At 67.7% G+C, this 22,588-nt stretch carries 26 protein-coding genes; 24 read left to right on the top strand and 2 right to left on the bottom strand.

Annotation, left to right across the window (positions count from 1 at the left end; translation table 11 throughout):
• Positions 1 to 71 precede the first annotated feature (71 nt).
• Positions 72 to 1,238, top strand: a complete 1,167-nt coding sequence (locus BLQ03_RS10455; protein WP_090755640.1) for a M20 aminoacylase family protein — start codon at positions 72 to 74, stop codon at positions 1,236 to 1,238.
• 109 nt (positions 1,239 to 1,347) lie between these two features.
• Here BLQ03_RS10455 and BLQ03_RS10450 read toward each other — a convergent pair whose 3' ends face one another.
• Positions 1,348 to 1,887, bottom strand: a complete 540-nt coding sequence (locus BLQ03_RS10450; RefSeq protein ID WP_090755711.1) for a hypothetical protein — start codon at positions 1,885 to 1,887, stop codon at positions 1,348 to 1,350.
• Positions 1,888 to 2,041: 154 nt separating this feature from the next.
• Between BLQ03_RS10450 and moaA the strand changes: the two genes are divergently transcribed.
• Entirely contained in the window at positions 2,042 to 3,043 is a 1,002-nt protein-coding gene (gene moaA, locus BLQ03_RS10445; protein WP_090755709.1) for a GTP 3',8-cyclase MoaA, read from the top strand.
• A gap of 30 nt (positions 3,044 to 3,073) precedes the next feature.
• On the opposite strand, the gene BLQ03_RS10440 is transcribed toward moaA, so the two are convergent.
• The gene (locus BLQ03_RS10440; RefSeq protein WP_090755637.1) at positions 3,074 to 4,672 is read right to left on the bottom strand and encodes a bifunctional metallophosphatase/5'-nucleotidase; all 1,599 of its coding nucleotides are present in this window, start codon (positions 4,670 to 4,672) and stop codon (positions 3,074 to 3,076) included.
• A gap of 152 nt (positions 4,673 to 4,824) precedes the next feature.
• Between BLQ03_RS10440 and uvrA the strand changes: the two genes are divergently transcribed.
• The 22 genes from uvrA (at position 4,825) to nuoK (ending at position 22,588) form a co-directional block, all read left to right on the top strand.
• A complete protein-coding gene (gene uvrA / locus BLQ03_RS10435; RefSeq protein ID WP_090755634.1) occupies positions 4,825 to 7,725 on the top strand; it encodes an excinuclease ABC subunit UvrA in 2,901 nt (966 codons plus the stop codon).
• Positions 7,726 to 7,806: 81 nt separating this feature from the next.
• On the top strand, positions 7,807 to 8,574 hold the full coding sequence (locus tag BLQ03_RS10430) for an SDR family NAD(P)-dependent oxidoreductase (protein WP_090755632.1): 768 nt from the start codon (positions 7,807 to 7,809) through the stop codon (positions 8,572 to 8,574).
• A gap of 113 nt (positions 8,575 to 8,687) precedes the next feature.
• Positions 8,688 to 9,053, top strand: a complete 366-nt coding sequence (locus tag BLQ03_RS10425; RefSeq protein ID WP_090755631.1) for an NADH-quinone oxidoreductase subunit A — start codon at positions 8,688 to 8,690, stop codon at positions 9,051 to 9,053.
• Positions 9,054 to 9,193: 140 nt separating this feature from the next.
• Positions 9,194 to 9,721: a NuoB/complex I 20 kDa subunit family protein gene (locus BLQ03_RS10420; RefSeq protein WP_090755707.1), complete on the top strand. Its 528-nt coding sequence runs from the start codon at positions 9,194 to 9,196 to the stop codon at positions 9,719 to 9,721.
• A 3-nt stretch (positions 9,722 to 9,724) separates the two neighbouring features.
• A complete protein-coding gene (locus tag BLQ03_RS10415) occupies positions 9,725 to 10,378 on the top strand; it encodes an NADH-quinone oxidoreductase subunit C (RefSeq protein WP_090755630.1) in 654 nt (217 codons plus the stop codon).
• Positions 10,375 to 10,818 (top strand): thioesterase family protein, encoded by a 444-nt coding sequence (locus BLQ03_RS10410; RefSeq protein WP_217629697.1) that lies wholly within the window; start codon positions 10,375 to 10,377, stop codon positions 10,816 to 10,818. The genes BLQ03_RS10415 and BLQ03_RS10410 overlap by 4 nt, the downstream gene beginning before the upstream one ends.
• Before the next feature lie 4 nt (positions 10,819 to 10,822).
• Complete coding sequence (locus tag BLQ03_RS10405; RefSeq protein WP_090755629.1) at positions 10,823 to 12,061, top strand: NADH-quinone oxidoreductase subunit D; 1,239 nt, start codon at positions 10,823 to 10,825, stop codon at positions 12,059 to 12,061.
• 61 nt (positions 12,062 to 12,122) lie between these two features.
• On the top strand, positions 12,123 to 12,995 hold the full coding sequence (gene nuoE / locus BLQ03_RS10400; RefSeq protein WP_090755628.1) for an NADH-quinone oxidoreductase subunit NuoE: 873 nt from the start codon (positions 12,123 to 12,125) through the stop codon (positions 12,993 to 12,995).
• A 30-nt stretch (positions 12,996 to 13,025) separates the two neighbouring features.
• Positions 13,026 to 13,541, top strand: a complete 516-nt coding sequence (locus tag BLQ03_RS10395) for a hypothetical protein (RefSeq protein WP_090755627.1) — start codon at positions 13,026 to 13,028, stop codon at positions 13,539 to 13,541.
• Positions 13,538 to 13,771, top strand: coding sequence for a DUF5337 domain-containing protein (locus BLQ03_RS10390; protein ID WP_090755626.1), 234 nt, complete (start codon positions 13,538 to 13,540; stop codon positions 13,769 to 13,771). The genes BLQ03_RS10395 and BLQ03_RS10390 overlap by 4 nt, the downstream gene beginning before the upstream one ends.
• 13 nt (positions 13,772 to 13,784) lie before the next feature.
• Positions 13,785 to 15,080 carry an NADH-quinone oxidoreductase subunit NuoF gene (nuoF, locus tag BLQ03_RS10385; protein ID WP_090755625.1) on the top strand — a complete coding sequence of 432 codons (1,296 nt, stop codon included), beginning with the start codon at positions 13,785 to 13,787 and terminating at the stop codon, positions 15,078 to 15,080.
• Positions 15,081 to 15,089: 9 nt separating this feature from the next.
• Positions 15,090 to 15,548 (top strand): TM2 domain-containing protein, encoded by a 459-nt coding sequence (locus BLQ03_RS10380; RefSeq protein ID WP_090755624.1) that lies wholly within the window; start codon positions 15,090 to 15,092, stop codon positions 15,546 to 15,548.
• Positions 15,549 to 15,655: 107 nt separating this feature from the next.
• A complete protein-coding gene (locus BLQ03_RS10375) occupies positions 15,656 to 16,075 on the top strand; it encodes a DUF5333 domain-containing protein (protein ID WP_245688817.1) in 420 nt (139 codons plus the stop codon).
• Positions 16,072 to 16,518 (top strand): hypothetical protein, encoded by a 447-nt coding sequence (locus tag BLQ03_RS10370; RefSeq protein ID WP_139166687.1) that lies wholly within the window; start codon positions 16,072 to 16,074, stop codon positions 16,516 to 16,518. The genes BLQ03_RS10375 and BLQ03_RS10370 overlap by 4 nt, the downstream gene beginning before the upstream one ends.
• A gap of 24 nt (positions 16,519 to 16,542) precedes the next feature.
• Positions 16,543 to 18,573, top strand: a complete 2,031-nt coding sequence (gene nuoG / locus BLQ03_RS10365) for an NADH-quinone oxidoreductase subunit NuoG (RefSeq protein ID WP_090755622.1) — start codon at positions 16,543 to 16,545, stop codon at positions 18,571 to 18,573.
• 4 nt (positions 18,574 to 18,577) lie between these two features.
• Entirely contained in the window at positions 18,578 to 19,360 is a 783-nt protein-coding gene (locus BLQ03_RS10360; protein WP_090755621.1) for a hypothetical protein, read from the top strand.
• An 18-nt stretch (positions 19,361 to 19,378) separates the two neighbouring features.
• Positions 19,379 to 20,443, top strand: a complete 1,065-nt coding sequence (gene nuoH, locus BLQ03_RS10355) for an NADH-quinone oxidoreductase subunit NuoH (protein ID WP_090755620.1) — start codon at positions 19,379 to 19,381, stop codon at positions 20,441 to 20,443.
• A gap of 3 nt (positions 20,444 to 20,446) precedes the next feature.
• Positions 20,447 to 20,644 (top strand): hypothetical protein, encoded by a 198-nt coding sequence (locus BLQ03_RS10350; protein ID WP_090755619.1) that lies wholly within the window; start codon positions 20,447 to 20,449, stop codon positions 20,642 to 20,644.
• Positions 20,644 to 21,135, top strand: a complete 492-nt coding sequence (gene nuoI, locus BLQ03_RS10345) for an NADH-quinone oxidoreductase subunit NuoI (RefSeq protein WP_090755618.1) — start codon at positions 20,644 to 20,646, stop codon at positions 21,133 to 21,135. The genes BLQ03_RS10350 and nuoI overlap by 1 nt, the downstream gene beginning before the upstream one ends.
• Positions 21,132 to 21,539 (top strand): carboxymuconolactone decarboxylase family protein, encoded by a 408-nt coding sequence (locus BLQ03_RS10340; RefSeq protein ID WP_090755617.1) that lies wholly within the window; start codon positions 21,132 to 21,134, stop codon positions 21,537 to 21,539. Before nuoI ends, BLQ03_RS10340 begins: the two co-directional genes overlap by 4 nt.
• Entirely contained in the window at positions 21,536 to 22,141 is a 606-nt protein-coding gene (locus BLQ03_RS10335) for an NADH-quinone oxidoreductase subunit J (protein ID WP_090755616.1), read from the top strand. Before BLQ03_RS10340 ends, BLQ03_RS10335 begins: the two co-directional genes overlap by 4 nt.
• A gap of 141 nt (positions 22,142 to 22,282) precedes the next feature.
• The gene (gene nuoK, locus BLQ03_RS10330) at positions 22,283 to 22,588 is read left to right on the top strand and encodes an NADH-quinone oxidoreductase subunit NuoK (protein ID WP_090755614.1); all 306 of its coding nucleotides are present in this window, start codon (positions 22,283 to 22,285) and stop codon (positions 22,586 to 22,588) included.

Genomic DNA, 22,588 nt, shown 5'->3' with positions numbered 1-22,588 from the left:
GGGCCGCCCCGCCGTCCTTCCCCTTGCGCAGACGGCGCGGGCCGCTAGCCTTGCGGCGGAAGGAGAGCATCATGCCCGTCAAGAACCGTTTCGCCGAGCTTCAGCCCGAGATCGCCGCCTGGCGGCGGGACTTCCATGAGAATCCCGAGCTTGATTACGACGTCCACCGCACCGCCGGCCGCGTGGCCGAGCTGCTGCGCGACTTCGGCTGCGACGAGGTGACCGAAGGGGTGGGGCGCACCGGCGTCGTGGGCGTCATCAAGGGCCGCAGCGACACCAGGGGCCGCGTCATCGGGTTGCGCGCCGACATGGATGCCCTGCCGATCGCCGAGGCGACAGGCGCGGCCTATGCCTCGAAGACGCCCGGCGTCATGCATGCCTGCGGCCATGACGGCCACACCGCCATGCTGCTGGGCGCGGCGAAATACCTGGCCGAGACGCGCAACTTCGACGGCACGGCGGTCGTGATCTTCCAGCCGGCCGAGGAAGCCGGCGCGGGCGGGCAGGCCATGGTGCAGGACGGGCTGGTGGATCGCTGGGGCATCCAGGAGTTCTACGGGATGCACAACATGCCCGGCCTGCCCACCGGCCAGTTCGCCATCCGCGAGGGCGCCATCATGGCCGCCGCCGACCAGTTCGAGATCGTCCTGACCGGCAAGGCCGCCCATGCGGCCCGCCCGCATGATGGGGTGGACACCACGCTGATGGCCGCGCAGGTGATCGTGGCGCTGCAATCCATCGTGTCGCGCAACATCGATCCGCTGCACAGCGCCGTCGTCTCGGTCTGCGCGGTGGAAACCAGCACCCGCGCCCACAACATCATCCCCCAGACCGTCCGCCTGCGCGGCACGACCCGCAGCCTCGACCCGGCAGTCCGCGACAGGCTCGAGGAAAGGCTGCACAAGGTCGTCACCGGTGTCGCCGAGGCGATGGGCGGCTCGGCCCGGATCGACTACCAGCGCGGCTATCCCGTCACGATGAACCACCCCGCGGAAACCGTCCATGCGGCCGAGGTCGCGCGGCAGGTCGCGGGCGACGTGAACCTCGAGATCATGCCGCTCATGGCGGGCGAGGATTTCAGCTACATGCTGAACGAACGCCCGGGCGCTTATATCTTCGTCGGCAACGGCGACACGGCCGGGCTTCACAACGACGCCTATGACTTCGACGACAACGCGATCCCCGCGGGATCGAGCTGGTATGCGGGCATGGTCGAGGCCCGGATGCCCGCCGCCTGACACCGCGCCTCTCCGGGGCAGGGCGTGTTCAGCGCGCGGCCTGTGCAGGCTCGGGAACTCGCGGTCAGCAGGCTGATCCGGCAGGCGGTGCCGGATCAGCCGCGTTGCCTCAGCTGCGGTAAACCTCGACCTCGGGCAGGTCGGTCAGGTCCGCCCCCAGCGTCGTCAGCGCGGGCAGGGACACCTGGCTGCCGCCCGAGGCCGGACCTGACAGGGGGATCAGGTCCACGTTGACCGACCGGCCCGTTGCGGGATCGACGATCCGCCCCTTGCCGGGGGACTGGACCAGCGGCGTCTTGATCCAGAACCCGCCCTCGGTCGCGTCGCCCAGCGAGGCGATGGTGGTCCCGAGCCGCCCCCCGGTTGCGGTCGGGCGGGTGGCGGCCGCCTTCTCGGCGGCCGAGGCGTCCAGCTGCGACACGCTGCGCGACCCGGCGGGGCGCTGCAGCGTGCCCTCGGCCACGCCGGTGCGGGCCTCGGTGGCCGCGGCGGCCGCGGCCGATCCGGGCGCGGTCGGCGCGGCGGTGACCGTGCCGGCGGGGGTGCGGGGCGGAGGCTCGGGTCGCGTGTCCGCGCCCATGTCGCAGGCGGCCAGTGCCAGAAGCGGCAGGGCCAGCGCGCAAAGGCGCAGGGTCGGGCGGGTCGTCATGTCATATCCCTCGTGCATGATCCGTGCATCGGCTGTGCATCGCTTGCACGCCGAGATTGCGCCCCTTCCCGTGTCCCTGTCCATGTCCCGGCCGCCGCTCGGCGGCAAGGCGCCCATCCTTGTGCCCCGGACGACACGGACCTATGTAACCCCCATGTCTGCCGCTCCCCTGATCGACCCCTTCGCCCGCCCGATCACTTATCTCCGGGTGTCGGTCACCGACCGCTGCGACTTCCGCTGCACCTATTGCATGGCCGAGCACATGCAGTTCCTGCCCAAGGCCGAGCTGCTGACCCTGGAAGAGCTCGAACGGCTGTCGAACGCCTTCATCGACCTTGGCGTGCGCAAGCTGCGGATCACCGGCGGCGAGCCTCTGGTGCGGCGCAACATCATGTCCTTCTTTCGGGTGATGTCCGAACGGCTGGGGCAGGGCCTGGACGAACTGACCCTGACCACCAACGGTAGCCAGCTTGCCCGCTTTGCGGGTGAACTGGCCGATTGCGGCGTCCGGCGCATCAACGTTTCGCTGGATACGCTGGATGCGGACAAGTTCGCCGCGATCACCCGTTGGGGCCGGCTGCCGCAGGTCATGGACGGCATTGCCGCCGCCAAGGCCGCCGGATTGCGTATAAAGATCAACACTGTGGCGCTGAAAGGCTTCAACGAGGACGAGTTGTTCCCGCTGATCGACTGGTGCGGCGAACAGGGGCACGACCTGACCTTCATCGAGGTCATGCCCATGGGCGACATGGGCGAGGAGGTCCGCCTCGACCAGTACTGGGCGCTCAGCGACCTGCGCCGCAGGCTGGAGACCCGCTTCACCCTGACGCCGCTGGCCGAGCGCACGGGCGGCCCGGCGCGCTATGTGCGGCTTGAGGAAACGGGCCAGAAGATCGGCTTCATCACGCCGCTGACGCATAATTTCTGCGAAAGCTGCAACCGCGTGCGCGTCACCTGCACGGGCGAGCTGTTCATGTGCCTCGGGCAGGAAGACCGCGCCGACCTGCGCGCCCCTCTGCGCGCCAGCGAGGGCGACGAGGCGGTCAAGGACGCGATCCGCGCTGCCATCGCCCGCAAGCCCAAGGGCCACGACTTCGACTATTCGCGCGGGGTGGCGGGCCAGATGACCCGGCACATGAGCCATACGGGCGGCTGAACCCGCTCCTTCGGCAGGCCGCCCTTGCGGTCACTTCACGCTGATGCGGCCGTCCGTTGCGGGCGCATAATCCGCGCTCTGCTGCGACAGCCAGTCCGCCAGAACCTCCGCCAGATCGGGGCCGAAGTCATAGGCGTCCGTGGCCTCGGTCGCGAACATGGCATAGCCGTCGCCGCCGCCGCGCAGGTAGTTGTTGGTGACGATGCCGTAGCTCGCCTCGGGATCGATCTGCGTCCAAGCCTCGGCGGCCTTCACCTGCACGTCGCTGATCCGACTGCCCGGAGGCGCGGCAGGGTCGATGGTGTAGCGCAGCCCCGCCACCTGCGCGAAGCGGCCGGCGCCGTCCTCGATCTCGCTTGCGCCGTTTTCCAGCGCCGCCAGCACGGTCGAGCCCTTGGCGCGGAAAGTGGACAGCGTGTTCTGGAAGGGCAGGACGTCATAAACCTCGCCCATCGTCACCGGGCCCGCGTCGATCGAGGCGCGCAGGCCGCCGCCGTTCTGGATGGCGATGCTGATGCCTTGGTCCGCGACCCGTGCCAGCATCGCATCGGCCACGACGCTGCCCATGACGCATTCCCGCACCCGGCACTCCGTCCGGTCTGCGCCCAGAGGGGCGGCGATCTCGGCCACCTGCTTCTGCCGCAGTTCCTCCAGCGGCTTCGCCATCTCCGCCACGCGGGCGGCGATGGCTTCGTCCTCGGGGTGGCTGGCGTCCAGCAGGATCGGCGCGCCCTCGGCGGCGGTCAGGCGGCCCTCGTCGTCGAAGGTCAGCTTCAGCTCGCCCAAGTATTTCCCGTAGGCATATGCAGTTACGACAGGAACCTCGGCGCCGTCTGAACCCGTGGCGCGCGTGGGATAGGGCCCCGCGGCACCCTCCATGTCCCCCAGCAGCGTGTGGCTGTGGCCGCCGATAATGGCGTCGAGGCCGGGCACGCCAGCGGCGAATTCGAGGTCGCGCCCATAGCCCACGTGGGTCAGCGCGATGATCTTGTCGACGCCCTCGGATTCCAGCGCCTGCACCCCGGCCTTCAGGCTCTCCATGTCGTCTTGGAAGATCACTGAGGGGCCGGGCGAGGAGGTCTCGGGCGTGTCCATCGCGAGCGCCGAGACGAGGCCGATCTTCTCGCCCCCAACCTCCAGCGTGACGGTATGGCGCAGCTTGCCCGCCAGCACGTTCGACCGCGACACGTCGAGGTTGCCCGACATGACCGGGAACTGCGCCCCGTCCAGCAGGACCGCCGCGCCTTCGGGGCCATCGTCGAACTCGTGGTTGCCGAGGCTCATGGCGTCATAGCCGATGGCATTCATGAACTCGACCGTGTCCCGGCCCTTGTAGGTCGTGTAGAACAGCGACCCCTGATACTGGTCGCCCGCGTCCAGAACGATCACGTTGCCGTCCTCGGCCCGGATCGCATCCCGCCGCGCGTCGATGGCGGCTTTCAGCCGCGCAACGCCGCCGAAGCACTCGTCCTTGGCCAGCGTCTCGGCATCACAGCTCGAATCGAAGGCGTTGATCGGCTCGATCCGGCTGTGGAAATCGTTGGTGTGCAGGATGTGCAGGACATAGTCGGCCTGCGCGGCGCTGGCGAAACCCAGCACGGCGGCCGAGGACAGAAGCAGGCGGATCATGGCGGGCTCCGTGAGGCGGTCGGGTTCAGCCTGCCAGCGGCACGCCCGTGTGACAAGCAGGGTTCAGCGCAGATGTTCGCCTGATGTTCCAAGGCGCTTGCGTTCCGGCGCGGCCTGCCTATCTCTGGCCCTTGTCCCCCCGAGAGGTCCGCATGGAACAGAAGTTCATCGAGGTGCGCGGTGCGCGCGAGCATAATCTCAAGGGCGTGGACATGGACATCCCGCGCGACTCGCTGGTGGTGATCACCGGCCTGTCGGGCTCGGGGAAGTCGTCGCTTGCCTTCGACACGATCTATGCGGAGGGCCAGCGGCGCTATGTCGAAAGCCTGTCGGCGTATGCGCGGCAGTTCCTCGACATGATGGGCAAGCCGGACGTGGACCATATCTCGGGCCTGTCGCCGGCGATTTCCATTGAGCAGAAGACGACTTCGAAGAACCCCCGCTCGACCGTGGGGACGGTGACGGAAATCTACGACTACCTGCGGCTGCTCTTTGCCCGCGCGGGCACGCCTTACAGCCCGGCGACCGGCCTGCCCATCGAGGCGCAGCAGGTGCAGGACATGGTGGACCGCGTGATGGCGCTGCCCGAGGGGACGCGCGCCTACCTGCTGGCCCCCATCGTCCGCGACCGCAAGGGGGCTTACGAGAAGGAGTTGCTGGACCTCCGCAAGCGCGGCTTCCAGCGGGTCAAGATCGACGGAGCCTTCCACGAACTCGACACGCCGCCCACGCTGGACAAGAAGTTCCGCCACGACATCGACGTGGTGGTGGACCGCATCGTCGTGCGCGAGGGGCTGGAAACGCGGCTTGCCGACAGCCTGCGCACCGCGCTGGATCTGGCGGAAGGCATCGCCGTCCTCGAAACCGCGCCATCCGAGAGCGAGCCCGAGCGCATCACCTTCTCGGAAAACTTCGCCTGTCCGGTTTCGGGCTTCACCATCCCCGAGATCGAGCCGCGCCTGTTTTCCTTTAACGCGCCGCTGGGTGCCTGCCCGGCCTGCGACGGGCTGGGGGTGGAACTGTTCTTCGACGAGCGGCTGGTCGTGCCCGACAGCGGCCTGTCGGTCGCGCAGGGGGCCATCGCGCCCTGGGCCAAGTCCAAGTCGGCTTACCTGACGCAGACGATCAATGCCTTGGCCGCGCATTACGGCTTTGACCGCAAGACCCCGTGGCGCGATCTGCCGGATCACGTCCGCCACGTCCTGATGCACGGCTCGGGCAGCGACGAGATCCGCTTCCGCTTCGACGACGCGGGCCGCGTTTACGAAGTGAACCGCACTTTCGAGGGCGTCATCCCCAACATCGAGCGCCGCTACCGCGAGACGGACTCGGCCTGGTCGCGCGAGGAGCTGGAGCGTTACCAGAACAGCCGCCCCTGCCATGTCTGCAACGGCAACCGCCTGAAGCCCGAGGCGCTGGCGGTGAAGATCGCGGGCCGCCACATCGGCCAGATCACCGACCTGTCCATCCGCGAGGCGCTGGACACCATGGGCGAGGTCGCCCCGACGCTGTCGCGCCAGAAGGGCGAGATCGCCGCGCCGATCCTCAAGGAGATCCGCGAGCGTCTGGGCTTCCTCGTGAACGTGGGCCTCGACTACCTGACGCTGTCCCGCGCGGCTGGCACCCTGTCGGGCGGCGAAAGCCAGCGCATCCGGCTGGCGTCCCAGATCGGCTCGGGCCTGACGGGGGTTCTGTATGTGCTGGACGAGCCGTCCATCGGGTTGCACCAGCGCGACAACGACCGGTTGCTGGACGCGCTGAAGGGGCTGCGGGACCAGGGGAACTCGGTCATCGTCGTGGAACATGACGAGGACGCGATCCGCCACGCGGACTATGTCTTCGACATGGGGCCGGGGGCGGGGGTCCACGGCGGCGAGGTGGTCGCCAAGGGCACTCCGACCGAGATCGAGGCGAACCCCGAGAGCCTGACCGGGCAGTATCTCTCCGGTGCCCGCGAGATCGAGGTGCCCGTGGAGCGCCGCCCCGGCAACGGCAAGGCCGTGACGGTCGAGGGAGCGACGGGCAACAACCTGCACGACGTGACCGTCGATTTTCCGCTGGGCCGCTTCGTCTGCGTGACGGGCGTTTCGGGCGGCGGCAAGTCCACGCTGACCATCGAGACGCTGTTCAAGACGGCCTCGATGCGGCTGAACGGCGCGCGGCAGACGCCTGCGCCCGCTCGCGCGATCAAGGGGCTTGAGCATCTGGACAAGGTCATCGACATCGACCAGCGCCCCATCGGACGCACGCCCCGGTCGAACCCGGCGACCTATACCGGCGCCTATACCCATATCCGCGACTGGTTCGCCCGCCTGCCCGAAGCGAAGGCCCGTGGCTACGGCCCCGGCCGCTTCTCCTTCAACGTCAAGGGCGGGCGGTGCGAGGCCTGCCAGGGCGATGGCGTCATCAAGATCGAGATGCACTTCCTGCCCGACGTCTACGTCACCTGCGAGACCTGCAAGGGCAAGCGCTACAACCGCGAGACGCTGGAGGTCGAGTTCAAGGGCAAGTCCATCGCCGACGTGCTGGACATGACTATCGAGGACGCGCAGGAGTTCTTCAAGGCCGTGCCCTCGATCCGGTCCAAGATGGATGCGCTGGTCCAGGTGGGTCTCGGCTACGTCAAGGTCGGCCAGCAGGCGACCACGCTTTCGGGCGGCGAGGCGCAGCGGGTGAAGCTGGCGAAGGAGCTTTCCCGGGCTTCTACCGGCAAAACGCTGTATATCCTCGATGAACCTACGACGGGGCTGCATTTCGACGACACCCGCAAGCTGCTGGAGGTGCTGCAGCGGCTGGTCGATCAGGGCAACACGGTCGTGGTGATCGAGCACAATCTCGACGTCATCAAGACCGCCGACTGGATCATCGACATCGGCCCGGAAGGCGGCGACGGCGGCGGGCGGATCGTGGCGGAAGGTACGCCCGAGGACGTGGCCCAGGTGGCCGAAAGCCACACCGGCCGCTATCTCGCGCCCATGCTCGAGGTGGCGGCGCGGCGGCGCGAGGCCTCGGAGGCCGCGCCCCGGCGGAAGGCGCGCGTCTCGGCGGCGTGATGCCGCTGCGAGGCGGGCAGGGGCAACCCCTTCGGCACCCGGTTCGTTCCCCATGCGAACGGACCGGCGAAGGAGGATCTCATGTCCGACATCACGTTCGACTTCTCGGGCCGGGTGGCGATCGTCACCGGCGCGGGCTCGGGCATCGGCAAGGCAATCGCGCTTGAACTCGCGCGCTCGGGCGCGGGGGTGGTCGTGGGCGACCTCAAGCAGGAGGTGGCGAACAAGGTCGTGGCCGAGATCGAAGCGGTGGGCGGCCAAGCCGTGGCCGTCGCGGGCGACGTGGCCGACCCGGCCAATGCCGAGGCACTGGTGCGGGCGGCGGAAGGCCTGCCCGGAACGCTGTCGATGGCCGTGAACAACGCGGGCATAGGCGGCCCCCATGCCGATGCCGGGGACTATCCGCTGGACGGCTGGAAGCGCGTCATCGACATCAACCTGAACGGCGTCCTTTACGGGATGCGGGCGCAGCTTGCGGCGATGGCGGCGGCGGGAACAAAGGGCTCCATCGTCAACATGGCCTCGATCCTGGGCAGCGTGGGCTTTGCGGGCTCCTCCGCCTATGTCGCGGCCAAGCACGGCGTCGTCGGCATGACGAAAAGCGCCGCATGGGAATACGGGCCGCGCGGCATCCGCGTGAACGCGGTCGGGCCCGGCTTCATCCTGACGCCGCTGGTGGAGGAGGCCATGGACGAGGTCGCCCTGCAGGGCTTGGCCGAACGCCATGCCCCGGGTCGCCTCGGCACGCCCGAGGAGGTCTCGGCCCTGACCCTGTTCCTGCTGTCGGACCGCGCGAGCTTCATCACCGGCAGCTATCACCTGGTCGACGGCGGCTATACCGCGAGCTGACGGAACGGATCGGGGGCGGGTTCCATTGACCCCCGGTGCCGCCGCGTCTAAATGAGGCCCTAGCCAAGCCACGCCGCGCCCCCGGGCGCCGCGCCGTCAGGGGAGCCCGCCTCGTGGACTATCTGCTATCTGAATATCTGCCCGTCCTCGTGTTTCTGGGCATGGCCTCGGCGCTGGTGATCATCCTTGTTCTGGCCGCCGCGGTCATCGCGGTCCGCAACCCGGACCCGGAAAAGACCAGCGCCTATGAATGCGGTTTCAACGCCTTCGACGACGCGCGGATGAAGTTCGATGTCCGCTTCTACCTTGTCTCGATCCTGTTCATCATCTTCGACCTCGAGGTGGCCTTCCTGTTCCCCTGGGCGCTGAACATCGCGACGATGAGCGACGTGGCCTTCTGGTCGATGATGGTCTTCCTGGCGGTGCTGACCATCGGCTTTGCCTATGAATGGCGGAAAGGGGCCCTCGAATGGGCGTGACGGACGACATGCGCACGGACGCGGGCGCGGCCGGTGATACAGGCGGCAACATCGGATCGGCCATCGGCACGGGGACGGGCCCCGCGCATCATGGCGGCCATCCCACCCATGCCAAGTCGGGGCTGATCTTCCCGGAAGGCGTGCAGACCGGGCTGAACACCGCCGGGCCCGACCGCGAGGTCGCGACCCAGGCGCTGAGCCGCGAGCTGCAGGACAAGGGCTTCCTGCTGACCACGACCGAGGACATCATCAACTGGGCCCGCAATGGCTCGATGCACTGGATGACCTTCGGTCTGGCCTGCTGCGCGGTCGAGATGATGCACACCTCGATGCCGCGCTACGACCTCGAACGCTTCGGGACCGCCCCGCGCGCCAGCCCGCGCCAGTCGGACCTGATGATCGTCGCGGGCACGCTGACCAACAAGATGGCCCCCGCGCTGCGCAAGGTCTACGACCAGATGCCCGAGCCGCGCTATGTGATCTCGATGGGGTCCTGCGCGAACGGCGGCGGCTATTACCATTACAGCTATTCCGTCGTGCGCGGCTGCGACCGGATCGTGCCGGTGGACGTCTATGTCCCGGGCTGTCCGCCCACGGCCGAGGCGCTGCTGTATGGCATCCTGCAACTGCAGCGGAAGATCCGCCGCACCGGCACCCTGGTGAGGTAAGCGATGGCCGTCTATCCCGATCCCCAGGCCCTGGCCGAACTGGGCGAGATGATCGCCGCCCGCCGTCCGAACGACGTGCTGGATTACAAGGTCGCCTTTGGCGAGCTGACGCTGACGGTCCATGCCGGTTCCATCGTCGGGCTGGTGCAGGCGCTGCGCGACGACCCGGCCTGCCGTTTTTCGACGCTGGTGGACATCACGGCCGTCGACTACCCCGAGCGGCCCGCGCGCTTCGATGTCGTCTGGCATTTCCTGTCGATGTACACGAACCAGCGCATCCGCCTGAAGGCCGCGATCCGCGAGGACGAGCTGGTGCCCTCGATCACCGGCCTGATCCCGACCGCCAACTGGTTCGAGCGCGAGGTCTTCGACATGTTCGGGATCCTGTTCTCGGGCCACCCGGACCTGCGCCGCATCCTGACCGACTACGGCTTCAAGGGCTATCCGCTGCGCAAGGACTTCCCGACCACGGGCTATGTCGAGGTCCGCTATGACGACATCGAGAAGCGCGTCGTCTACGAGCCGGTGAACCTGACCCAGGAATACCGCATGCGGAACTTCGACTTCCTGTCGCCCTGGGAGGGCACGCACCAGTTGCTGCCGGGCGACGAAAAGGCGCCTGCCACCATCGGCGTGACGGCGGAAGGCAAGAAATGAAGCCCGGGCTCAAGGTCGGCGACAGGTCCAGCCACGCGATGACGGTCGAGGAAGCGCATGTCGTGCCCCGGCTTTTCGCCGAGCAGAACGGTGGCGCGGGCGCCTTTCCCGACATGCCGCCGGTCTTTGCGACCGCGAACATGGTCGCGCTGATGGAATGGGCCTGCGTCGAGCAGCTGAAGCCCTTCTACGAGGATGGCGAGGACAGCGTCGGCATCCATGTGGACGTGGACCACTCGGCGCCGACCCTGCCGGGCCAGACGGTGACGGTGGACTCCGAGGTGGAATCGATGGACGGCCGCTTCGTCTGGTTCAGGGTGCGGGCGCATGACGGTGTGGACGTGATCGGGCAGGGGCGCCACCGCCGCGCCGTGATCGAACGGGCGAAATTCGCCGAGCGGCTGGCCGGCAAGGCCGCCCTCGTGGCAGCAAGGGGGTAGGCCGATGGACGGCGACATCCGCAGCAACACGTATGACGACGGCAGCTTCGACGTGCTGACCGGCGAACAGCGCATCCGCAACTTCAACATCAACTTCGGGCCCCAGCACCCGGCGGCGCACGGCGTGCTGCGCATGGTGATCGAGCTGGACGGCGAGATCGTCGAGCGCGTGGACCCTCATATCGGCCTGCTGCACCGCGGGACCGAGAAGCTGATGGAGGACCGCACCTACCTGCAGAACCTGCCCTACATGGACCGGCTCGACTATGTGTCGCCCATGTGCATGGAACATGCCTGGTGCCTGGCGATCGAGCGCCTGACCGGCGTCGAGATCCCGCGCCGCGCCAGCCTGATCCGGGTGCTGTTCTCGGAAATCACGCGCATCCTGAACCACCTGCTGAACGTGACCACGGGCGCCATGGATGTGGGGGCGCTGACCCCGCCGCTGTGGGGCTTCGAGGAACGCGAGAAGCTGATGATCTTCTACGAGCGGGCCTCGGGCGCGCGCCTGCACGCCGCCTATTTCCGCCCCGGCGGCGTCCACCAGGACCTGCCGCCCGACCTGATCGACGACATCGACGAATGGGCCGTGCAGTTCCCCAGGGTCGTGGACGACCTCGACACGCTGATCACGGAAAACCGGATCTTCAAGCAGCGCACCGTGGACATCGGCATCGCCAAGGAACAGGACATCCTGGACTGGGGCTGGTCGGGCATCATGGCGCGCGGTTCCGGCCTTGCTTGGGACCTGCGCCGTTCGCAGCCCTACGAATGCTACGACGAGTTCGACTTCGAGGTTCCCGTCGGCACCAACGGCGACTGCTACGACCGCTACCTGCTGCGGATGGAGGAGATGCGCCAGTCGGTCCGCATCATCCGCCAGGCCGTTGCCAAGCTGAAGGCGGAACCGGCGGGCGACGTGCTGGCGCGCGGCAAGCTGACGCCCCCGCGCCGGCTGGACATGAAGCGTGACATGGAAAGCCTGATCCATCACTTCAAGCTGTACACCGAAGGCTTCAAGGTCCCGGCGGGCGAGGTCTATGCCGCCGTCGAGGCGCCCAAGGGCGAGTTCGGCGTCTACCTGGTTAGCGATGGCACCAACAAACCCTACCGCGCCAAGCTGCGCGCGCCCGGCTTCTGCCACCTGCAGTCGATGGACTGGATGGCCAAGGGCCACATGCTGGCCGACGTGACCGCCCTGATCGCCACCTCGGATGTCGTCTTCGGCGAGGTGGACCGGTGAGCCTGTCCGTGATCCCGTCGCCGCGTCCGGCGACTTCCGCCGTTACCGGAGTGCCCGCCTGATGCTGCGCCGCCTGTCCCCCGTCCAGCCCGACTCGTTCGAGTTCACGCCCGCGAACCTGAAATGGGCGCGCGCGCAGATGACCAAGTTCCCCGAGGGCCGGCAGATGTCGGCCATCATCCCGCTGCTGTGGCGAGCGCAGGAACAGGAAGGCTGGCTGTCGCGCCCCGCCATCGAATACGTGGCCGAGATGCTGGGCCTGTCCTACATCCGGGCGCTGGAAGTGGCGACCTTCTACTTCATGTTCCAGCTGCAGCCGGTTGGAAAGATTGCCCATATCCAGATCTGCGGCACCACGACCTGCATGATCTGCGGCGCGGGCGACCTGATCCAGGTCTGCCGCGAGAAGATCGCGGCCAGCCCGCATGTGGTCTCGGCCGACGGCAACTTCTCGTGGGAAGAGGTGGAATGCCTCGGCGCCTGCTCGAACGCGCCCATGGCCCAGATCGGCAAGGACTATTACGAGGACCTGACGGCCGAGAAGCTGTCGGCGCTGATCGACGCGCTGGCGGCGGGCCAGGTGCCGGTGCCGGGGCCGCAGAACGGCCGCTTCTCCTCCGAACCGATGGGCGGGCCGGTCGCGCTGGCCTCGGTCGAGCGGGCCGAGAAGATGAACGCTTCGGCCGCGCTGGCGGTCAGGCAGCGCGACACCGTCAAGCGCATCGACGGCACCGAGGTGCCGCTGCTGACGCCCTGGGTGCGCCAGCCCGAGGAGGCTCGGGGCGAGGGGGACTACGATCCCCATCCCGGCGAGGGACGTCCCGTGGACAAGACCGGCGTGACGGTGCAGGAGGCGGCCGGGACCTCGGCCGCGCGGCCCCCGTCCAAGCGGGAACCGGCGGGCCAGCCGGCCGACGCGAAGGACACCGAGTGAGCTGAACCCCCAAGGACAGGAACCCTCCCCATGAGCACCTGCACACGCCAATGCTGGATCTTCGCCGCCGTGATGGGGCTGGTTGTCTTCGCCCTGACGGCGGGCGTGGGCGGAATCGGGGTGCTGCCGGGGCTGTTCCTGGGCCTGGTCACGGCCGGGCTGCTGGGTGCGCTGCTGGTGATCCTGTTCTGCCAGGGCGCCGAGGATGCCGAGGAATGGGAAAATCCGGTGGAGAACGCCAAGGAGCCCGAAGGGGCCGTCCGCCGCTCGATCCGCCGCGACGACGGCGCGGTCGCGCAGGTGCCCGTGGCGCGTCCCTTGCGTCCCGAGGGGATGGCCGGTGCGCCGCAGGGTGCGGCGTTCGACCCGGCGCAGGCGATGACCTTCACGGCGGATGTGCAGGCGGCAGAGCCGCCGTCCGGCGCGGGGCCGTCCGAGACCACCGACGCGAGCCGGGCGAAGCGCCGGGGCAAGGGCAAGGCGGCGCTTGCCGAAACGCCCCGGACGGCGCATTCCGGTTCGGCGGGCACCGGTGAATCGATATGACGGCGCCGCGGCGTTCCCCTGACGACACCGGCCAGATGCGGCTGGTAGGCGGGGTGATCGCCGGGGCGATGCTGGCCTGGCTGGCCGCGAACTGGGCGGGCCGGCATTACGGCTGGCCTGCGGAATACGCCTTTCTCGCCGATCTTGCGGCGATCGGGGCCTTGGTCTGGTCGCTGCTGGTGACCTGGCGGATCTGGCGGCGGCGCGACGGCGCGCCGCGCGAACGATAGGACGACACACGCGATGCTGAGCGATCAGGACCGGATCTTCACCAACCTCTACGGGATGGGCGACCGCACGCTGAAAGGCGCGCAGGCGCGCGGCCATTGGGACGGCACCGCCGAGATCATCGCGCGCGGCCGCGACGGGATCATCGACGAGATGAAGAAATCCGGCCTGCGCGGCCGGGGTGGCGCGGGCTTCCCCACGGGCATGAAGTGGTCCTTCATGCCCAAGGAAAGCGACGGCCGTCCGTCCTATCTTGTCATCAACGCCGACGAATCCGAGCCCGCGACCTGCAAGGACCGCGAGATCATGCGCCACGATCCGCATACGCTGATCGAGGGTGCGCTGATCGCCAGCTTCGCCATGGGCGCCCATACGGCCTATATCTACCTGCGCGGCGAATACATCCGCGAGCGCGAGGCGCTGCAGGCCGCCATCGACGAATGCTATGACGCGGGCCTTCTGGGCAAGAACGCGGCGAAATCGGGCTGGGACTTCGACCTGTTCCTGCACCACGGCGGCGGCGCCTATATCTGCGGCGAGGAAACCGCGCTGCTGGAAAGCCTCGAAGGCAAGAAGGGGATGCCGCGGATGAAACCGCCGTTCCCGGCCGGCGCGGGGCTTTACGGCTGCCCGACCACGGTGAACAACGTCGAATCCATCGCAGTTGTCCCCACCATCCTGCGCCGTGGCGCCGAGTGGTTCGCGGGCTTCGGCCGCCCGAACAACGCGGGCGTCAAGCTCTTCGGCCTGACCGGGCACATCAACACGCCCTGCGTCGTCGAGGAAGCCATGTCGATCCCGATGCGCGAGTTGATCGAGAAGCATGGCGGCGGCATCCGGGGCGGCTGGAAGAACCTCAAGGCGATCATTCCCGGCGGCGCCTCGTGCCCTGTGATCCCCGCGCATCTGTGCGAGGACGCGATCATGGACTTCGACGGGATGCGCGAGCTGAAGTCCTCCTTCGGGACCGCCTGCATGATCGTGATGGACCAGTCCGTGGACATCGTGAAGGCGATCTGGCGGCTTTCGGCCTTCTTCAAGCACGAAAGCTGCGGCCAGTGCACGCCCTGCCGCGAAGGGACCGGCTGGATGATGCGCGTCATGGACCGGCTGGTGCGCGGCGAGGCAGAGGTCGAGGAGATCGACATGCTGCTGGACGTCACCAAGCAGGTCGAGGGCCACACGATCTGCGCCCTTGGCGACGCGGCGGCCTGGCCGATCCAGGGCCTGATCCGGCATTACCGCGAGGAGATCGAGGACCGCATCAAGGCCAAGCGCACCGGTCGCATGGGCGCGATGGCGGCGGAGTGAGGCTGAGGCGTGAAGGGTCAGATCCTCCATATCGACGCGCAGTCGGGTGACGGTGTGATCACCGGCGCCGACGGCCGTCGCTATGCCTTCCGCGAGGCTGACCTGCTGGGCAGCGGGCAGATCGCCCGCGCCGGCGCGCTGGTGGATTTCCAGGCCCGGGGCGACGCGGCGGTCGAGGTTTATCCCGATCCCGGCACGCCGCATGTCGCGGTCCATGGCGACAAGAACAAGTTCATCGCCGGGCTGCTCGCGCTGTTCTTCGGCACCTTCGGCGTCCACAAGTTCTACCTCGGCTTCAACAAGGCCGGGCTGATCATGCTGGCCTGCACGCTGCTGGGCTGGGTGGTGTTCTTCCTGCCCACGATGATCGTGGGCGTGATCGCCTTCATCGAGGCGATCATCTACATGACGCGGTCGGACGAACAGTTCCAGGAAGCCTACGAGATCCGCCGGAAGGAGTGGTTCTGATGGCGGCCCGGCGCGACCCCGCGGATCACGGCTCCCTGACCGCCTCGTGTGGGGCAAGGGGCGGGCTCCGGTCCTATGTTGCAGGCATCTGCAACAAGGGGACCGCCATGACCGCCGGAAAGACCTTCGCCGCCCTGACCGCCGCGCTGATGACCTTGGGGGTGCTGGCCAGTTCCGTTGCCGCGCTCGAGCCGCTGAGCCAGGAACGCTACATCAACGACCGCCTGATCGCCGCGCGGGTGGCCGACCGCATCCGCCGCGAATGCCCGACGCTGGATGCGCGGGTGCTGTATGCCTATACCCAGGCCCGCGCGCTGGAACGCTATGCGCTGGACAAGGGCTACTCGCGCCAGCAGGTGGACGCCTTCCTTGACGACAAGGCCGAGCGGCAGCGCATCTATTCCGTGGCTGAGGACTACATGGCCCGGAACGGCGTGCAGAAGGGCGACGCCGAAAGCTATTGCCGCCTGGGTCGGCAGGAGATCGCGAACGGGACGGTGGCGGGCTCGCTGCTGGTGGCGAAATGAAGCGGGCGGTGCGCTGGATCGGGATCGGCATCACCGTGGCAGCCGCCGCGACGATGCTGCTTGCCGATGTCGCGCTGGCGGCGCCCGCGGGCCGCCAGCCGGGGACGCCCGTGGACATCTATGTCATGCGCTTCGACGTGCTGTCGCCCGGCGGCATCGACTGCGCGGTGGATGCGCCCGGTTCCGAGGTCCGCAAGGAACGGGATCTCGTGGGCCATCCCCTGATCCGCATCTGGGGAAACCCCCGCGCGGCGACCATCACCTGCACCGACGCGCAGGGCGTGCGCTGGCAGGCGACGGCGCAGCACTCCGCCCCCTACCTGCGGGCAAGCACCATTTATGGCACGGTTGTCTATCGTCCTGACCGTGCGGCGACGATGACCATTGTCGACGCCGGTCAATGGACGGAGTATCAGCACAAGACCTTCGTCCGGCTGGACTGAGGCACAAGCGCAAGGCACAGCTAGATGAGCAATCTTCGCACCATCAAGATCGATGACCAGCTGATCGAGGTCGATCCGAACCTGACGCTGATCCAAGCCTGCGAGATGGCCGGGATCGAGGTGCCGCGCTTCTGTTATCACGAACGCCTCTCGATCGCGGGCAACTGCCGCATGTGCCTGGTCGAGGTCGTGGGCGGCCCGCCCAAACCCGTGGCCTCCTGCGCGATGCAGATCAAGGACCTGCGGCCCGGCCCCGACGGCGCGCCGTCCGAGGTCCGCACCAACAGCCCCATGGTCCGCAAGGCCCGCGAAGGGGTGATGGAGTTCCTGCTGATCAACCATCCGCTGGACTGCCCGATCTGCGACCAGGGCGGCGAATGCGACCTGCAGGACCAGGCGATGGCCTATGGCGTCGATTTCAGCCGCTACCGCGAGCCGAAGCGCGCCTCGGAGGACCTGGACCTCGGCCCGCTGGTCGAGACGCACATGACGCGCTGCATCTCCTGCACCCGCTGCGTGCGCTTCACGACCGAGGTCGCGGGGATCGAGCAGATGGGCCAGACCGGCCGGGGCGAGGACGCCGAGATCACCTCGTATCTGGGGCTGACGCTTGATTCGAACCTGCAGGGCAACATCATCGACCTCTGCCCGGTGGGCGCGCTGGTGTCCAAGCCCTATGCGTTCACCGCCCGTCCTTGGGAGCTGCGCAAGACCGAATCGATCGACGTCATGGACGCGCTTGGGTCGTCGATCCGCATCGACACCCGCGGGCGCGAGGTCATGCGCATCCTGCCCCGCAACCATGACGACGTGAACGAGGAGTGGATCAGCGACAAGACCCGCTTCGTCTGGGACGGGTTACGCCGCCAGCGGCTGGACAAGCCCTACATCCGCCAGAACGGCCGCCTGCGCCCCGCCACCTGGGCCGAGGCGCTGGAGACCGCCGCCTCGGCCATGCAGGGCCGCAAGGTCACGGGCCTGATCGGAGATCTGGCGCCGGTCGAGGCCGCCTTCGCGCTGAAGCAACTGGTCGAGGGTCTGGGCGGCAAGGTCGAGTGCCGCACGGACGGGGCGCGGCTGCCGGCGGGCAACCGTTCGGGCTACGTCGGCACCGCCAGCATCGCGGACATCGACGAGGCCAAGCGCATTCTGCTGATCGGGACCGACCCGCGCCTCGAGGCGCCGGTGCTGAACGCCCGCATCCGCAAGGCCTGGCTGCACGGCGCGCAGGTCGCGCTGGTCGGCGAGGCGGCGGACCTGACCTATGACTACCATCACTTCGGCAATGACCGCGACGCCTTGGCGGGTCTGCTGAACGAGGATCTGGCCAACAAGGACGGCACCCCCGGCATCGTCATCGTGGGGCAGGGCGCCCTGCGCGAGGCGGACGGGGCGGCGGTCCTGGGCCACGCCATGCGCATCTGCGAGATGGGCGACTGCAAGCTGCTGGTCCTGCACGGGGCGGCCTCGCGCGTGGGCGCGATGGACGTGGGCGCCGTGACCGACGGCGGTCTGGCCGCCGCCATCGAGGGGGCCGAAGTAATCTACAGCCTCGGCGCCGACGAGGTGGAGATCACTCCCCGCGATCAGGGCGGGCCCTTCGTGATCTACCAGGGCAGCCACGGCGACCGGGGCGCGCACCGTGCCGACCTGATCCTGCCCGCCGCCTGCTACACCGAGGAGAACGGCCTGTTCGTGAACACCGAGGGCCGTCCGCAGCTAGCGATGCGCGCGAACTTCGCCCCCGGCGAGGCCAAGGAGAACTGGGCCATCCTGCGAGCGCTTTCGGCCGAACTGGGCCGAACTCAGCCTTGGGACAGCCTTGCCCAGCTGCGCCGAGCGCTGATCGAGGCGGTGCCGCACCTGGCGCAGATCGACGAGGTGCCCGCGAACGCTTGGTCCCCGGTCGAGCGGGGCACGCTGGGCCGTGCGACCTTCCGCAACGCGGTCCGCGACTTCTATCTGACCAACCCGATCGCGCGATCCTCGGGGCTGATGGCCGAGCTTTCGGCCATGGCCGCGGCACGCCGCGCGCCCGCGCTTGCGGCGGAGTGACAGGATGCGCCCCGCGATCACCGCACTGATCGCCGCAACCGCCTTGGCCGGGCTGACCGCCTGCTCGTCCGGGCCGGAGGGCATGGGCCTTGCGACGCCCCCCCGGGCGAAGCCCGAGGCGGTAGGGGTCAAGATCGTGGACCGCAGCGCGGCGGGCACCAAGCTCAGCCGCGCGCGGGTGTCCACCAAGTCGGGCGACATCCTGATCCTGGAACCCGACGGGTCCGTCACCGAGGTGTCGCTGGACAGCCCCGCCGGGCGCAATGCCTTCGAGGTCACCGAGGCCGAACTGGCAGAGCTCGAGGTCAATCTGGGGCTCGACCTGTCGCCGGCCGACATCGCCAATTTCGACGTGGTGTCGCCCGAGCCGCGCCGCCTGCCCACCGCCCAGCAGAAGGCGCTGGAGGAGTTCGCGGCCCGCACCCAGCCCGCCTTTCCGACGCTTCCTGCGGGCTTCGTGGCGGATCCGGCGGACTTCATCACCGCGCAGGTCGATCCCTTGGCCGGCGACCGCAAGGGCGACCTGGTCGAGGTGACCGCGAACCTGCGCGCGGGGGTGGACGCCGAGACCGCCTTCGCCTATGCCACCTGCGCGCTGGCGGGCTGGGCGAAGGGTCAGGGCAAGGACTTCGGCCGCCACATCCGCACCGTGCAGAACAAGCGGAATGGCAGGCTGCTGGTCGGCTCGGTCTTCACGCTGTCCGATTCGAAGCCGATGGGGCTGAGGGTCATGGAAACCGATGACACCTTGCGAAGCTGCAAGGACCGCGGCATTCCGGCCGCATGACAAGGGGGAAACGAACACATGGCTGACTTCATGGGATCCCCCTTGTGGCACGCGATGGTTCTGCTGGCGCAAGGGCTTGCGATCATCGCCTTCGTGATGATCTCGCTGCTGTTCCTGGTTTACGGCGACCGCAAGGTCTGGGCTGCCGTGCAGATGCGTCGGGGGCCGAACGTCGTCGGGCCCTGGGGCATCCTGCAGACGGTGGCCGACGCGCTGAAATACGTGCTCAAGGAAATCGTCGTGCCCTCGGGGGCCGACAAGTTCGTCTTCTTCCTGGCGCCCTTCCTCAGCATGATGCTGGCGCTGTTTGCCTGGGTGGCCATCCCCTTCGCGCCGGGCTGGGTCATGGCCGACATCAACGTCGGCATCCTGTTCATCTTCGCCGTCTCCTCGCTGGAGGTTTATGGCGTGATCATGGGCGGCTGGGCCTCGAACTCGAAATACCCCTTCCTCGCCTCGCTGCGCTCGGCCGCGCAGATGATCTCGTACGAGGTCTCGCTGGGCCTCATCATCATCGGCGTGATCATCTCGGCCGGGACGATGAACCTTTCGGGCATCGTGGAAAGCCAGCGCGGCGCCTACGGGATGCTCAACTGGTACTGGCTGCCGCATCTGCCGATGCTGGTGCTGTTCTTCATCAGCGCCATGGCCGAGACGAACCGCCCGCCCTTCGACCTGTCCGAGGCGGAATCGGAACTGGTCGCCGGCCACATGACCGAATATTCGTCCACGCCCTACCTGCTGTTCATGGGCGGGGAATACATCGCCATCTGGCTGATGTGCGCGCTGATCTCGATCCTGTTCTTCGGCGGCTGGCTGTCGCCCATCCCGGGCCTTCCCGACGGGGCGCTGTGGATGTTCCTGAAGATGACCTTCTGGTTCTTCATGATCGCCATGGTGAAGGCGATGGTGCCGCGCTATCGCTATGACCAGCTCATGCGGATCGGCTGGAAGGTGTTCCTGCCCATGTCGCTGGCCTGGGTCGTGCTGATCGCCTTCCTGGCCCGCTTCCAGGTGCTCGATGGCTTCTGGGCGCGCTGGGACCACCTGGTGCCGATCGGCCAAACCGTTGTCGGAGGATAAGCCATGATCACGAATGAAATCGCGGTCGCCCTGCGCGACGCCACCGAGAACGACAAGGCCGAGTTCGCGCAGTTCCTGATGGACGCGCTGGCGCCGCACGGGATCACGCCGGACGGCTCGGTCAAGCGCATCCTGGTAGGCGCGATGGACCGCTATGCCGCGCCCGAAGGCGGCGTGGATGCTGTCGGAGAAACCCTGTAATGGCCGTCGATTTCGTCCGCGCGACCAAGTATTTCCTGATGTGGGACTTCATCAAGGGCTTCGGCCTCGCGATGAAGTACTTCTTCGCGCCGAAGCCCACGCTCAACTATCCCCATGAAAAGGGCCCGCTGTCGCCGCGCTTCCGGGGCGAGCACGCGCTGCGTCGCTATCCCAGCGGCGAGGAACGCTGCATCGCCTGCAAGTTGTGCGAAGCGATCTGCCCAGCACAGGCGATCACGATTGACGCCGAGCCGCGCGAGGATGGTTCGCGCCGCACCACGCGCTATGACATCGACATGACCAAGTGCATCTACTGCGGCTTCTGCCAGGAAGCCTGTCCGGTGGATGCCATCGTGGAAACCCCGAGCTTCGAGTTCTCGGTCGAGACCCGCGAGGAGCTGCTTTACGACAAGGCCAAGCTGCTTGCGAACGGCGAGCGCTGGGAAGCCGAGATCGCCCGCAACCTCCAGCTGGACGCGCCCTACCGATGAGCGACGGTTTCACCAGGCTGTTCCAGCAGATGCTCCAGTCGGGGCAGGAGATGGCGCGAGCCTTCAACCCGGCGCTGGAGAAGTTCGATCCGCGCACGCTGGAAAAGATGTTCCCCACCATGTCGGCGGACATGATGGAGATGTGGTTCGGCCGCACCTTCAACCGCGAGGGGCTGGACGCCAAGACCCGCCTGCTGCTGACCATCGGCGCGCTGACCGTGCAGGGCGCCGTGGCCGAGCCGCAGCTGCGCCTGGCCGTGCGCCACGCGCGTTCCGCGGGCGCCACCCAGCGCGAGATTGCCGAGACGATCTGGCAGATGAGCATGTTCGGCGGCCTGCCGGCCATGCAGAAGGCGCTGGAACTGGCGCAATCGGTCTTTGCCGAGGAGGAAGCCGAGAAATGATGACCTTCGCCTTCTACCTGTTCGCGCTGAGCGTCGTGATCTCGGGCTTTATGGTCGTGATCTCGCGCAACCCGGTCCATTCGGTGCTGTGGCTGATCCTGGCCTTCATCTCGGCCGCAGGGCTGTTCGTGCTGCAGGGCGCCGAGTTCGTCGCCATGCTGCTGGTGATCGTCTATGTCGGCGCCGTGGCGGTGCTGTTCCTCTTCGTGGTGATGATGCTCGACATCGACTTCGCCGCGCTGAAAGGGGAACTGGCGCGCTACCTGCCGCTCGGGCTGCTGATCGCGCTGGTGATGATGGCGCAGCTGGGCATCGCCTTCGGCATCTGGGAATCCGCTGCCACGGCCGAGGCCGCGCGCGTGGCCCCCATCGTGGAAAACACCCTGAACACCCATGCGCTGGGGCTGATCCTTTACGACCGCTACCTGCTGCCTTTCCAGCTGGCCGGGCTGGTGCTGCTGGTCGCCATGATCGGCGCGATCCTTCTGACCCTGCGCCACCGCCGCGACATCAAGCGGCAGGACGTGCTGCAGCAGATGTGGCGCGATCCGGCCAAGGCCATGCGGATGACGAACCCCAAGCCGGGGCAGGGGCTGCAGTAAGGCGTCAGGCCGGCACCGGAAACGTGCCGGCCACGCCGCACGCGCGGGCGCTGTTCACTCGCGCGCGCGTGATCTAAACAGCAGCGCGAGAGAGTCGCGCGCAAGAAGACCGGACCCACGAACCGGAAGGGACGAAGGCAGATGATCGGACTGACACATTACCTGGTCGTGGGGGCGATCCTGTTCGTCACCGGCGTGTTCGGCATCTTCGTGAACCGCAAGAACGTCATCGTCATCCTGATGTCGATCGAGCTGATCCTGCTGTCGGCCAACATCAACTTCGTCGCCTTCTCGGCGCACCTGGGCGATCTGGCGGGTCAGGTCTTCACCATGTTCGTCCTGACCGTGGCCGCGGCCGAGGCGGCGATCGGCCTTGCCATTCTCGTGGTGTTCTTCCGCAACCGCGGCACCATCGAGGTCGAAGACGCCAACGTGATGAAGGGCTGA

The organism is Paracoccus chinensis (assembly GCF_900102885.1).
GTDB lineage: Bacteria > Pseudomonadota > Alphaproteobacteria > Rhodobacterales > Rhodobacteraceae > Paracoccus > Paracoccus chinensis.
Note: the sequence above shows the minus strand (reverse complement) of the source record. Positions and strands in the feature narration are given on the sequence as shown.

Coding starts and splice junctions, on each gene's coding strand:
- BLQ03_RS10455 (WP_090755640.1), top strand. CDS start 72: ATGCCCGTCAAGAACCGTTTCGCCGAGCTTCAGCCCGAGATCGCCGCC.
- BLQ03_RS10450 (WP_090755711.1), bottom strand. CDS start 1,887: ATGACGACCCGCCCGACCCTGCGCCTTTGCGCGCTGGCCCTGCCGCTT.
- moaA (WP_090755709.1), top strand. CDS start 2,042: ATGTCTGCCGCTCCCCTGATCGACCCCTTCGCCCGCCCGATCACTTAT.
- BLQ03_RS10440 (WP_090755637.1), bottom strand. CDS start 4,672: ATGATCCGCCTGCTTCTGTCCTCGGCCGCCGTGCTGGGTTTCGCCAGC.
- uvrA (WP_090755634.1), top strand. CDS start 4,825: ATGGAACAGAAGTTCATCGAGGTGCGCGGTGCGCGCGAGCATAATCTC.
- BLQ03_RS10430 (WP_090755632.1), top strand. CDS start 7,807: ATGTCCGACATCACGTTCGACTTCTCGGGCCGGGTGGCGATCGTCACC.
- BLQ03_RS10415 (WP_090755630.1), top strand. CDS start 9,725: ATGGCCGTCTATCCCGATCCCCAGGCCCTGGCCGAACTGGGCGAGATG.
- BLQ03_RS10410 (WP_217629697.1), top strand. CDS start 10,375: ATGAAGCCCGGGCTCAAGGTCGGCGACAGGTCCAGCCACGCGATGACG.
- BLQ03_RS10405 (WP_090755629.1), top strand. CDS start 10,823: ATGGACGGCGACATCCGCAGCAACACGTATGACGACGGCAGCTTCGAC.
- nuoE (WP_090755628.1), top strand. CDS start 12,123: ATGCTGCGCCGCCTGTCCCCCGTCCAGCCCGACTCGTTCGAGTTCACG.
- BLQ03_RS10395 (WP_090755627.1), top strand. CDS start 13,026: ATGAGCACCTGCACACGCCAATGCTGGATCTTCGCCGCCGTGATGGGG.
- BLQ03_RS10390 (WP_090755626.1), top strand. CDS start 13,538: ATGACGGCGCCGCGGCGTTCCCCTGACGACACCGGCCAGATGCGGCTG.
- nuoF (WP_090755625.1), top strand. CDS start 13,785: ATGCTGAGCGATCAGGACCGGATCTTCACCAACCTCTACGGGATGGGC.
- BLQ03_RS10375 (WP_245688817.1), top strand. CDS start 15,656: ATGACCGCCGGAAAGACCTTCGCCGCCCTGACCGCCGCGCTGATGACC.
- BLQ03_RS10370 (WP_139166687.1), top strand. CDS start 16,072: ATGAAGCGGGCGGTGCGCTGGATCGGGATCGGCATCACCGTGGCAGCC.
- nuoG (WP_090755622.1), top strand. CDS start 16,543: ATGAGCAATCTTCGCACCATCAAGATCGATGACCAGCTGATCGAGGTC.
- BLQ03_RS10360 (WP_090755621.1), top strand. CDS start 18,578: ATGCGCCCCGCGATCACCGCACTGATCGCCGCAACCGCCTTGGCCGGG.
- nuoH (WP_090755620.1), top strand. CDS start 19,379: ATGGCTGACTTCATGGGATCCCCCTTGTGGCACGCGATGGTTCTGCTG.
- BLQ03_RS10350 (WP_090755619.1), top strand. CDS start 20,447: ATGATCACGAATGAAATCGCGGTCGCCCTGCGCGACGCCACCGAGAAC.
- nuoI (WP_090755618.1), top strand. CDS start 20,644: ATGGCCGTCGATTTCGTCCGCGCGACCAAGTATTTCCTGATGTGGGAC.
- BLQ03_RS10340 (WP_090755617.1), top strand. CDS start 21,132: ATGAGCGACGGTTTCACCAGGCTGTTCCAGCAGATGCTCCAGTCGGGG.
- BLQ03_RS10335 (WP_090755616.1), top strand. CDS start 21,536: ATGATGACCTTCGCCTTCTACCTGTTCGCGCTGAGCGTCGTGATCTCG.
- nuoK (WP_090755614.1), top strand. CDS start 22,283: ATGATCGGACTGACACATTACCTGGTCGTGGGGGCGATCCTGTTCGTC.